Source organism: Wolbachia endosymbiont (group B) of Limnophora tigrina (genome assembly GCF_964263235.1).
Lineage (GTDB): Bacteria > Pseudomonadota > Alphaproteobacteria > Rickettsiales > Anaplasmataceae > Wolbachia.
In genome coordinates, this window is record NZ_OZ181655.1 from 897,025 (window position 1) to 909,793 (window position 12,769).

Consider the following 12,769-nt stretch of genomic DNA (forward strand, 5'->3'; position numbering starts at 1 on the left):
GCATTAAACCTAATGCAATTTTTTATTTAAGTCACGTGAAAATGAAGATATGACCTCGCTACTACGCTTATCATCTTTACGTTCATGCATTATTTTTTTTACAGCATCAGCAGCTATATTCGCTGTGTTAGTCTGTAAATCTCCAAGAGCTTTTTCAACTTGGTCAGTGACTTTCTTCAAGTTAGAATGGACATTGTTATCTAATGTCTGATCTAGCTGCTGTCTATTGTGCTTAATGATACTATTAGCTTTATCAAGTGCTTCATTCATCATTTTATTAACTTCTGCATCTAATTCTTTGTATTTTTCAGAAGATTTTTTGTAATACTCCAACATATCTTTCCTGAATTTTTCAGTTTCTTCACTTGAAAATTTGCTTTTGTTACGCTTATTGTTAAGCGCATTTTTTATCACTTTCTTTAGCAATTTATACGAAAGGACAAAACTTACCAAGAAGGCAAGACCGATAATCAGTGATGTAGACATAAAAACCCCTAAAATTCTTTGGACACCAAGTCAGCAACAAACTCCTCTTCAATTTCAGAATTGGTCAATTTAGTATAATAAATTAAAGCAATACTAGTAGCCATTTGTTTTAACTGATCAGTATATTCAGATTTAAATTCTGCCACTTTTTCTTCAATAAGCTTGCTCTTTTTTTTGTCTTCCTCTTCTAATATATTCTTAACATTAGCTCTCATTTCTTCTACCTGAGCAAGTGCATCATCTATGATTTTTTTTGCCTGTATTCTAGCTTGGTTTAAAGCGGCATTATACTTGGCAATCTGATCTTCCGTAAGTCTTAAAAGATGAACAGAACCATTAAAAGAACCCAATACTTCTTTACTTCTAGTGCTTATTATTTCATCTAACTTTGGTAAAAACAAACAACTTACTATAAAAAAAAGTGAAGAGAAAAAAATTAAAAACCAAAAAACTTGAGAAAAGAAGGTTGAAACATCAAGCTGTGGCATGTGTTAAGCAACAAATATTAACAATAGCGCAAGTAGAAACGCAAATAATCCCATTGCTTCAACTAAAGCTGCTCCTGTATAGACATATTTTTTCATTTTATCTTCTGATTCAGGGTTTCTTGCAAGCCCATTTAACATAGTAGAAAATATATTTGCCACACCCAAAGCTGCTCCGAGCATTCCAAATATAGAAAAACCAATCGCTACAAATTTTAAAGCTTCTAAATCCATATATTACCTTTAACTATTTCTTTATAGTATTAATTATAAAATATTCTGCAGGTAAGTCAATTATTTTACTGTATCTGATAAATATACACATGTTAAAGAGGTGAATATATAAGCTTGCAGAATTGCAACAAACACTTCAAACCCTATTAATGCGATTATAAATAAAAATGGTATAGGGGTTAGAACCACGTTCATGTTTACGATAAACCCTGCTATTACTTTGATAATTGTATGACCTGCAATCATGTTTGCAGCAAGCCTTATTGATAAGCTTATAGGCCTTGCCAGGTAAGCAAATAACTCAATAAAAATCATCATGGGTGCAAGCCATAATGGAGTGCCTTTTGGCAACAATATACGTAAAAATTCTACTCCCCTTTCCTTAAACCCAACAATCGTTATATAAGTAAAAACTACCATCGATAAAGCGAAGGTGACTATCACATGACTTGTGACCGTGAAACTATAAGGAAGAACACCAACCAAATTACATGATAAAATGAAAATAAATACTGTGAATATCAATGGAATGTGCTGCAAGCCTTTGCTTCCAGTGTTATTTTCTATTATTGAGATAACAAAATCATATACATATTCAACTGCAGCTTGCAAATATCCTGGTATTACTGACCCTTTCCTTATTCCAAAAAGCAAAAAGAGTATCACCAATATCACCGAAATCATCATAAAAAGAGATGAATTAGTAAAGCTTACGTCATATCCAAATAACTTAGGTAACTCTATTATTGTATATACTTTAAACTGTTCTAGCGGATTTAACGCCATTTTGATCCTATAAACCTAAACTGCAACAGTAAATAAAGTATGAATTTTATAGGATAAAGTCAAGAGTTAAGATAGAAAGCTTTATATTATTATAGCATCAACATATTAACAAAGTATGTAATTAGAATGCTAATTATAGTCAGCGCTGTATTTTAAAATTCACTAATTTTGTTAAATTATTCAATATTTTGACTTAACACCTTGTTTTAGTTATAATTTAATTTTTAGTGAGGTATTATTATGAACGAAATAGATTTTATTAACACTAATCATCCTTTAAACTTAGAGCAAGAATTTGGTAGTGGATATATTAGATTCACTGACGGTTATTTTGATGAGAATACCGGTAGTTATGGAATGATAGGTCAAGTATTAGATGAAAATCATAACACGTTAGGACCACTAACCGTTGGCGGCTATGTTTGTCATTTTCACCATGATGACCATAAGGTTAATCTTCAGTATTTCATAGAAGTAAACTTAGAAGGTGATATAGAGAAGATCGATTCTCTTTACAAGAAGATATAAAGTTACAAAAGCTTCTACATCATAAACAATGATGTAGCAGTATTCCACTACAACAAGCTTTAAAAGCACTACATTTTATATTACAATAACTCTTTTATTTCTTTAAAGGTTCATGAAATTCACATTATCTTGGTTATTAGAACACTTAGAAACCGGTGCTAGTTTAGAAGAAATTACTGACAAGCTAACCCATATAGGGCTGGAAGTAGAAGATGTCATTGACAATGCAAAATTGGCTGGGTTTGTTGTTGCAAAAGTATTAGAAGTCGTACCTCATCCAAATGCCGATAAATTAAAATTATGTAAAGTAAATGATGGGAGTAAAATTCTACAAATAGTTTGCGGAGCAAACAATGTTAGAGAAGGTATGAAAACTGTGCTTGCATCTCTTGGTAGCACATTGCCAGAAAGTGATTTCACAATCAAGCCCACAAAAATACGAGAAGTGCTAAGTGAAGGGATGCTCTGCTCTGCTTCTGAACTTGCACTAGTTCAAGAGGAAAGTGAAGGAATAATCGAGCTTTCTGATGATTATAAAGCAGGGGATAAATTTTTCAATTGTGACCCTGTAATTGATATAAATGTTACTCCAAACCGTGGAGATTGCTTAGGCATTTATGGAATAGCTCGCGACCTTGCTGCAACTGGAATTGGGACATTAAAGACTTTAAGCATTCCACAACTTACCAGCTCCATAAATTCACTAATCGATGTTGAAGTTACTGACGGGGAAAGTTTTATTAGTGGAATATACATCGCCAATGTAAAAAATCAAGAAAGCCCAAAGTGGCTAAAAGATAAATTGGAATCGATAGGAATGCGCTCCATTTCTGCAATAGTTGACATTACTAACTATATTATGATATCTTTCAGCCGCCCAATGCATGCGTTTGATGCAAAAAAAATAGAAGGAGAGCTCACAGTACGCAAAGCAAACGACGGAGAAAAATTTGCTGGTTTGAACGGTAAAGAATACTTATTAAACACGGACACAAGCGTTATTTCTGATAGTAAAAATATTCATGGAGTTGCTGGAATTATAGGTGGAAAGTGCAGTGAATGTACTCTTGAAACTACTGATATCTTTTTAGAGTCTGCTTGGTTTGACCCTATATCTATCGCTAAATCTGCAAGGCAGATGAACATCTCCACAGAATCTAGTTACAGATTTGCACGTTCAATCGATCCTGGATTTACCCTTGATGGACTCAATCTTGCAGCTAAAATGATTTTGGATTTATGTGGTGGAGAAGTCTCAAGCGTAGTGTCTGCCGGCAGCTTAGATAAGGCTGACACCAAGGTGAACTTTGATTATCAGGATGTGAACAAGTTTGGAAGTGTGTCTGTATCACCTGATGAGACGTTCGATATCTTAACGAAACTAGGGTTTAATATTGATAAAAAAACCGAAGGCAATTGGAATGCACAAGTACCAAGCTGGAGATCAGACGTGACAATACCTGCTGACCTAATTGAAGAAGTAACAAGGATATACGGCTATAATAAAATAAAGGAAGAGCCACTAGCAGGCGATGTTATGGTAGAAATTGATGCACAGGATGATTTGCGCACTTTAATGACAAGCAGAGGATTTCATGAAGTGATAACCTGGTCTTTCATGAGTGAATCAATAGCTGAAAAGTTTGGTTACTTGGATAAGTTACTTACCATCAGTAATCCGTTTAATAATAACTTTAATATAATGAGACCAAGTATCATACCAAACTTGTTGCAAGTAACTGCTGATAATATTGCCCATGGAGTATCTGATCTTGCAATCTTCGAAATTGGGCCGATTTACGATGGTGAAGCTCAGTTTAAACATGTTTTAAGTGGAATAAGAACAGGAAATAATTTGCCGCGAAACCATTATAATACTGATAGAAAAGTAGATGTTTTTGACGCAAAGGCTGATTGCATAGCGGCTTTGGAGTTTTTTAACGTCAATTGCGATAATTTAACGATAGAGAGAGCAGAAAAAGAACATTACCACCCAGGAAAGTCAGGCACTCTCTCTTTTAAGAATAAAGTAGCAGGTTATTTTGGAGAGTTGCATCCTAATATATTAGATCTTTTTGACATCAAGCAAAAAGTTGTAGGTTTTGAGGTAACACTAGAAAATATTGAAAATTTACCTGCAAGTAGAAAGAAATTTATCGATTATAAATACCAAAGTGTAAAACGTGATTTTGCATTTATTGTAAATAAGGATGTGGAAGTAGGTAACATAATCAATGTGGTAAAAAAAAGCTCAGAGCTCATCACAGAAGTTTTAGTATTTGACGTATACCATGGAAATAATATAGAATCGAATAAGATGTCTATAGCATTGTCAGTTACTTTCTGCTCTCCAATCCACACTTTAACTGAAAAAGAGATCCAAAAAGAATCAAGTGCTATAGTTAATTTAGTATGTGAAAATACCGGAGGAACTTTGAGAACTCATCATTAAGCCGCAATCGTAGTTTCCTGCTTTGGCTGTGTCACGTTTACTTCATCCAATTTACTCCCTATCTTGAATTCAATATCCTTGAAAAATCTATCCCACATTCCATGCAAATGCTCTTCTATTTTAGGCCACACATCATTTTTAAATGTTACCCCATCATCAGAAAATAAATTACCTAAAAAGGCTCCAACACCTTCATAATTTGACTGAAAACATTGAAGAAATGTCTCTCCTTCTTTATAAGTATTATGTGCCACATTTAACGCTTTTCTCTCTGTAGTCTCTTTATAAGCATTTGATGCTCCAATCTTTATTGCACCAAACATAACTTTACTCCAGTTCTTAACTTTCTGTATACAACCTTCACTATTTCCTGGTATATTATTTATTATATCTTTATTTCCTGGTATATTATTTATTATATCTTTTGTCAAATTATCTATCAAAGGAGACAATAAACCTTGATAAAAGTGCTTGATATTATTTTTTGTTTTTATCACAGGACTTTTTATGCATTTTTCTGCCAAATAGTATTCAAGTTCCGCTTCCTCTAACAACTTCTTAACTGCTTCTTCGTTAAAAGTTTCACGCTCGAACTCCTTCAGTAAATCATCCTCTATTATTGCAAACTTTATTTTTTCGCGAGATTCTAGTTCTTCCATATAATCATTTTTTGTTTCTTCATTTATCAATAATCTCTCTTTTTCTGATTCTAATTGTTCTAATGTTTTTAGAATTTCTTGGTTATTTTTCAAGCATAACTCTATTAACTTTATACTTGAAGATTCTTTTTCTTTACTATTTTTCTCAACGTCTAAATCCTTATTCTGCTTTTCTATTATTTCCCTCAATTGCGCAGGTTGTGTTAAATACTCTCCAATTTCTTTTCGACAAGAAACAATCTTGTTTACTAGACGTTTTTCATCTTCTTCATTTTCTTCATTGAATATGCCCGTATTATCTTTTATATTCTTTATACTCTTCTCTTGCTCTTTAAATAACCCTTGAATTCCACATTTTGTTATTTCTGAATGCATTTTTTCTAGCAAGAGATTTACTTTGTGATAAAAACATACATTCACATTTAAATTACAGAATTCATCAAGTAAACTTTGTCTTATATCAATTGTTAAATCTGATTGATTTAACACAACTTTTGCTTTTTTCATCACTGATTTTATCAATCTTTGGTAAACAGCCTGATCAGTAAGTTCAAGCTTAAAAAGATCTTCCAATTTCCTTCTCAAGATACCATCTGTTAAGTTACTTTTTCCTATATCTCCATGTATTTCTTTTAATTTTTCACACACCCCATTATATCTTTTCTGTCCTATTTCTCTTAAATCCTTAATCTCTCTTTCAGCATTATCTAGAGCTTTCTCTGTTTCTTGAGGATGTGTATCATTATAAATATCAATTACTGTTTTTTCAGCTATTTTCCCTTCTCGTATAAGTTTTTTCCATTTTGCTTTAAACACAGGAAACGCATTATCACTTATTTTCACAAGCGCTTCTAATCGATCATCTTCATCAGTCAAATTAAATGCCTCTTTCTTTTTCAGTTCTTTCAAATCTTTTATTATAGTTTCTTTTTCACTTGGTAATTCTTTACCTTGGCTTTTCAATTCTTGCTCTACTAATACTTCTTTCGGTCTTTTTTCTAATAAGAAACCTCCCTTTTTCTCCCTTCTTTTCTGTGCAAATTTAATTGCTTGTATAAAAGCAGCTTGATAGGCGTTGTATATTAAGTGACTTGTCAATTTAGAATCTATACTACTCACCACTTTCAGTCTGAATTCGTTCAACAATTCCTTCAGCTTATCATATGTAATATCTTTTTTTTCTAGCTTCATCAGCTCTTCCATAGTCTTCGCAAACTCTTGAATTGAAGTTGCAAGCACATTCTTGATCTCATTACGTAAAGGCCTAAGGCCGTTTTTTAAGTGGATATTAGCTGATAATTTTAGTATGGTATTATGCTTTGAATCCTGTCTAATATCAACCCAACTATCATTTTTATCTTCGTATAAATCTTTAAGTAATTGTTCAAATTGTGGCGGAAACTTAATCTCCATATACCACACAATGTTTGGCCTAGAAACTTCTGTTTCATGAAAAGATACCTCAATATTTTGGTGCTCATTAGAATACTGCCCCATACTTATTTTGAGAGCAGCAACTAAAGAATGGGATAACTCTCTATTTAAAAGGTAAAAAGTAGCCAAAGCGAGTGTTGCAGGAATAATTAAGGCTACAAGCACAGCTATATTAACAAGAATCACTATTGCAGCAAGAACACCATATGCCAATCTTTTTGTTGTACTTTCACTTACTTCACTTTTTTTCGTTTTATTTTCCTCTGAACTTATTTGTGTCTTATCATTTGTTTTTAATCTATTATATACGGCTAATCCTAACGCAGTGAAAACTATATAAGGGAACATTAAAACTGATAGAGCTGAATTTAATACTTTCTTCTCCGGGCAAGCTCTGTTTATTTCCTTAAATATTTCGCTTGATATATTATACCAGGAAGTAAAAAAATCAGAGTTATAATCTTTATAATGAAATATACTGAGTGGAATGTTAAAATTAGCTAACGGTTCTTGTCTTTCCACAGCATCAAAAAACTCTTCTTCCTCTTCCAAAGTAACAATAGATTCTACTTTACCTAAACCATCACTATTATTATTTAGGTCAACAACTTCTTCATAACCATTTGCAACAGCTTTATTCACATTATAACCTTATCCTAAGCAATCTAAGTGTAGCATAAATAATGACAATTTTCAACTACTTAATAATCTAATGCTTAATACTAACAATTAAATCCTGATATTCCTTAGAATAAAAGTTAGTTCCAATTTCTGTATTAATGTCCAAAGATAAGGCAAGGGTCTGCTCTTTTATATATTCAATCCACGTATTTATTGCTTCCTTAATTTTCTCATCTTCTGTTTTGATTATTACTCTGATTCTATCGGACATATGAAAATCAGCTTGTTTCCTAGTTTCTTGAATAAGCCTCACGGCATCTCTCGCTAGCCCTTCTAGAATCAATTCATCATTTAAAGTAGTGTTCAGAATCACAATTCCTCTGTTATTATCAAACACGGAGGAAAATTCACTGTTTGCTTTTAATAATAGTTCATATTCGCCTTTTTCTATGATATAATTTTCTGACTCGTCTCCCAAAAATATGAGACCTCTTTCTGTCATTTCAGCGCGTGACGCTGGAATCTGCGTCTGGATCCCAGTGTCAGCTACTCGGATGACACCGGATTCAACTTGTTTCCACTTTCCTTGTTTAACATATTGAACCAGTGTCTTAATCTTCTCCGGAATTCTTTTTCCAAGCACAGGGAAGTTGAGTTTTAACTCTAGTGATGCAATATCTTCAAGTCTGTTTACTAACTTCAGTTTTTTTACATTTACCTCATCTTTTATCATCTCTTGATATTCATCTTCAAGAAAACCGCAGGAAGACTTATGATAAATCGTCATACTACTAAGTGGCTGTCTGATACGTATATTAAAAGTGTTTCTAATAGAGAGCGCAGCATTGCATACCTCTCTCACCAAATCCATCTTGGCAATGAGTTCACTATCATATCCCTCTAATTGTGGAAAATCAGCCAAATGAACAGATGTTTCTTTATACTTAAGCCCTTGCCATATAGTCTCTATTATAAGTGGCAATAAAGGAGCTGCAGCCCGAAGTATATAATAAAAAACTGTGTATAGACCATTATAAGCATCAGTTTTGTCTTGATCTAAATCACTTTTCCAAAAACGCTCACGACTGCGACGAATATACCAATTATTTAGCACTTCAAAAAAATCTGTCAGGATTTTGCAAGCCTCTTGGGAGTTATAGCTGTTCATAGAAGTTTGGATACTCTCTACAGCTTCAAAACATTTGGAAATCATGTAGCGATCAATAGTACTTTGATAATCCTTACAAACTTCAGCTTTAATTCCATCTGCATTTGAATACATGGTAAAAAAGTGATAACTGTTCCAAATAGGTTTTATTACGTTTTTCAGAACATCTCGTATTGAGTTTCCTTCTTTATCAAGTAGCAAATTACCACCACAAACAATGGAGCCAGAAAGCATAAGAAAGCGTAGCGCATCAGAACCATATTTATCAAAAACTTCCATTGGATCTGCATAATTATTCAAGCGTTTGGATAATTTTTGTCCCTTTATGTCCAGAACAACACCGTGACATATGCAGTTCTTAAATGGTTCCCTATCAAACAAAGCAGTGGACAATACAAAGAGCGTATAAAACCACCCCCTGGTTTGCGCTATGTATTCAGTAATAAAATCCGCAGATTCAAACCATTCTTTATTTTCAAATGGATAGTGGACTTGTGCAAATGGCATTGAACCAGACTCAAACCAGCAGTCAAATACGTCAGGCACACGGCGCATAACTGATTTTCCTGTTGGATCATCAGGATTTGGCCTCGTTAAAGTATCGATAAATGGTCTGTGCAAATCATCTACTTTAACATTAAAATCTCGCTCTAGTTCTTCTATCGAACCATATACATCCACTCTTGGATATCTTGCATCATCTGATTTCCATACAGGAATCGGAGTACCCCAGAATCGATTGCGTGAAATTGACCAGTCGTGTGCTCCTTCAAGCCATTTTCCAAACTGACCGTCTCTTATATGGTTTGGTATCCAATTAACTCTCTTATTTAGCTCTACCATTCTGCTTTTGAATTTTGTAACGGCAACATACCAAGAAGGCATAGTGCGATAGATCAAAGGAGTGTCAGTTCTCCAGCAGTGTGGATAATTGTGAATATATTGTTCAGTTTTGAACCAGTTTCCTTGTTCTTTCAATTTTTTTATTACTGTATCATTGGTATCAAAAACATGAACCCCTGCCAAATCTGAAACTTCAGCAGTAAATTTTCCACTGTTATCAATTGGACAAATAACTGGAATATCATGGCTTTGGCAAAGGTAAAAATCTTCCTCACCAAATCCAGGAGCAGTGTGTACAACGCCAGTACCATCTTCTCCTGTAACATAATCAGCAACAAAAACACGAAATGCATTCTTTGTATCTTTAAAGTAATCAAACAGCGGCTTATAGGAAAGGCCTGCAAGATCATTCGCTTTAAGTTTTATATTGCAGTTTTCATATGGAATATTGTTTTGTTCAGAGTAGCTGATAAATTTTTCTAGGTAGCTTTCAGCGAAAATATAAATTTCACTGTTCACTGAACTCCTTTCATTAACTTCTGTCATCCCAGTGCTTCGACACTGGGATCCAGAAATAGATTCCAGCGTCACGCGCTGGAATGACACCAAAGAGTAGACTGACACTGCACAATACTTGATGTCCTTTCCTATCGCCAATGCCAGATTGCTAGGAAGAGTCCAAGGAGTTGTAGTCCAAGCAAGTAATTTACATACACTTTTAAACTGCTGTGGGTTTTCTAAAAGCTCAAATGCAACAGTTACAGCTTTGCTAGTCTTTTCTCTATACGCGTTATCAAGCCTTGTTTCAAAATTAGACAATGGAGTTTCGCAAGCCCAACTATACGGAACAACGCGTACTGATTCATACACCAAGCCCTTATCATAAAGCTGCTTAAATGCCCACATGACTGACTCCATGAATGACTTATCCATGGTTTTATAGTCATTATGAAAATCTACCCACCTTGCTTGCCTATTGACATATTTTTCCCACTCTGATGAAAATCTCATTACAGAAGTACGACAATGGTTATTGAATTTTTCAATGCCGAATTTTTCTATCTCAGTTCTACCAGATATTCCAAGTTCTTTTTCTGCACCCATCTCAGCCGGTAATCCATGGCAATCCCAACCAAATCTACGTTCAACCCTTTTTTGCAGCATAGTTTGATATCTTGCAAATGCGTCTTTGATGAAACCAGTGAGTAAATGTCCATAATGCGGAAGGCCATTTGCAAATGGAGGGCCATCATAAAAGACAAAACAATTATCCTTGGAACGTTCTCCAACTGAACGCTCAAAAACTTTATTTTCCTGCCAAAATTTTATGATTTCTTTTTCTAACGACGAAAAATCAGGACTGCTAGTTGTATCAGGATAATGCTTTGACTTCATGTTCGCTACGTAAAACTAAAGAATATAGGGCTTTCTGAAAAATTACAAATTCAAAAATATTTCCGTAGCCCACACCCCAACAAACTATTCTGCCGAGCTTCTAATACCTTTTTTTAAATTTTACTTGCAGTTTTTATTATTTTACTTAACATTAACCTAAGCTTTAAGGGTATTTTATGGATCAGAAGGCAGATAAGTTTCCACGGTTTTTAAAAATACTTTGCTTTGTTGAAATGTGGGAACGTTTCTCTTATTATGGGATGCGGGCGCTTTTAGTCCTATTTTTAACTTCTCACTTAGGTTTTACTGATGAAAGAGCTTTTACTGTTTACTTATTGTTTGCTGCGGTAGGCTATACTCTACCAATGCTTGGAGGTTTTTTAGCTGATAAGTTGATGGGGTTCCGCAACATGGTGTTGCTTGGAGGGATAGTGATGGTAGCAGGGCATGCTTGCATGTCACTAGCCGAGTTCAAACCAGGTTTATTATATCTAAGTTTATCTCTAATAGCTGTAGGTACTGGTATGTTTAAAGGAAATGTAACTAACTTACTTGGTTCATGTTATAGTAAAGACGATCCTGAACGTAGCAGAGGCTTTACTTTATTTTATGTAAGCATAAACATTGGAGCAGTATTGGCTTCTGTTTTATGTGGTTATGTAGCTTATTTGTTTGGCTGGCGCTACGGCTTTGGTTTAGCTGGCATTGGGATGTTTATAGGGCTTATTGCTTTTCTCAAATTTCAGAGTCTTTTAGGAGATAGCGGTCTTTCTCCTTATCCAGAGCTTATGAATAAGCGCATATTAGGGGTTAAAATTTTTGGTATAGTATTGATAGGAAGCTTTCTGTTGTCATCAATAATTGCTAAAATGCTTATACATAGTGAACTTTTTATTAATATGCTTATACTTGTCGGAATAACAGCCCTAGGCATATTTATTTATATAATATTTAAATCATCAGCAGAACAAAGACAAAAACTAGTGGCATTATCTATTCTTGTGGCATTTTTCTTGTGTTTTTTTGCCTTAGAGATGCAGCTTGGCTCTTTAATTAACCTGTTCACTGAGAGAAACGTTGTCGGTAGTATGTTAGGTATAATAATCCCAGCTTCAGCTTCTCAAGCCATAAACCCTTTATCAATTGTAGTACTTGGCTTTCTCTTTGGAACATATATGAAACTTAAGAAAAAGTATGCAACTTCTATATTTACTTTTGGCCTCCTGACAATGGCTATTTGTTTCTTCATACTGTACATAGGGTGCCTAAACTTTAACATTGAAGGTAAAGTAGGATACTTATACTTAATAATTGCTATTTCCTTTGTAGGACTAGGGGAATTATGTATTGCTCCATTAGTTCAAGAACAAACAACTACACTAGCCCCTAAAAACCTTAGAGGGGTGGTAATGGGTATAGTAACGCTAACACTAGCATTTTCTAATCTGGCTGGAATTACAATATCAAAATTTATGTCAGTTCCTTTAGTAGATGGTAAAATAAACTCTTTAGAGTCCTTAGAAATATATAAAGAGGGTTTTTTAAAGATAGGAATATTTAATTTAATGCTCGTTATTGTATTTTTACCTTTCTTTAATTTTGTACATAAAGTTATTACCAGCTCATCTAGTACAAAAAATTGATATAGGTAAGCTCAAGACTACTATTTGTAGGTTTA

Annotated in this window: 9 protein-coding genes; 3 read left to right on the forward strand and 6 right to left on the reverse strand. The window is 34.0% G+C overall.

What is annotated here, in order from left to right; translation table 11 throughout:
* Window positions 1-9: 9 nt before the first annotated feature.
* Genes ACE38O_RS04460 through ACE38O_RS04475 form a run of 4 tightly spaced genes read right to left on the reverse strand, consistent with a single transcriptional unit; the run spans window position 10 to window position 1,991 of the window.
* Complete coding sequence (locus ACE38O_RS04460) at window positions 10-486, reverse strand: hypothetical protein (RefSeq protein WP_374698383.1); 477 nt, start codon at window positions 484-486, stop codon at window positions 10-12.
* Between the two features lie 8 nt (window positions 487-494).
* Window positions 495-974, reverse strand: coding sequence for a hypothetical protein (locus tag ACE38O_RS04465; RefSeq protein ID WP_374698384.1), 480 nt, complete (start codon window positions 972-974; stop codon window positions 495-497).
* A gap of 3 nt (window positions 975-977) precedes the next feature.
* Window positions 978-1,205 (reverse strand): F0F1 ATP synthase subunit C, encoded by a 228-nt coding sequence (locus ACE38O_RS04470; RefSeq protein WP_265026588.1) that lies wholly within the window; start codon window positions 1,203-1,205, stop codon window positions 978-980.
* A 60-nt stretch (window positions 1,206-1,265) separates the two neighbouring features.
* Entirely contained in the window at window positions 1,266-1,991 is a 726-nt protein-coding gene (locus ACE38O_RS04475; RefSeq protein WP_374698385.1) for a F0F1 ATP synthase subunit A, read from the reverse strand.
* Window positions 1,992-2,231: 240 nt separating this feature from the next.
* Here ACE38O_RS04475 and ACE38O_RS04480 point away from each other — a divergent pair, with 240 nt between their 5' ends.
* Window positions 2,232-2,519 (forward strand): hypothetical protein, encoded by a 288-nt coding sequence (locus ACE38O_RS04480; protein ID WP_374698386.1) that lies wholly within the window; start codon window positions 2,232-2,234, stop codon window positions 2,517-2,519.
* Between the two features lie 112 nt (window positions 2,520-2,631).
* Window positions 2,632-4,971 (forward strand): phenylalanine--tRNA ligase subunit beta, encoded by a 2,340-nt coding sequence (gene pheT / locus ACE38O_RS04485; protein ID WP_374698387.1) that lies wholly within the window; start codon window positions 2,632-2,634, stop codon window positions 4,969-4,971.
* On the opposite strand, the gene ACE38O_RS04490 is transcribed toward pheT, so the two are convergent.
* Window positions 4,968-7,706 carry a hypothetical protein gene (locus tag ACE38O_RS04490; RefSeq protein ID WP_374698388.1) on the reverse strand — a complete coding sequence of 913 codons (2,739 nt, stop codon included), beginning with the start codon at window positions 7,704-7,706 and terminating at the stop codon, window positions 4,968-4,970. The genes pheT and ACE38O_RS04490 overlap by 4 nt on opposite strands.
* Before the next feature lie 67 nt (window positions 7,707-7,773).
* Window positions 7,774-11,091, reverse strand: a complete 3,318-nt coding sequence (gene ileS, locus ACE38O_RS04495) for an isoleucine--tRNA ligase (RefSeq protein ID WP_374698389.1) — start codon at window positions 11,089-11,091, stop codon at window positions 7,774-7,776.
* 176 nt (window positions 11,092-11,267) lie between these two features.
* On the opposite strand from ileS, the gene ACE38O_RS04500 reads away from it, so the two are divergent.
* A complete protein-coding gene (locus tag ACE38O_RS04500) occupies window positions 11,268-12,734 on the forward strand; it encodes a peptide MFS transporter (RefSeq protein WP_374698390.1) in 1,467 nt (488 codons plus the stop codon).
* Window positions 12,735-12,769 lie beyond the last annotated feature (35 nt).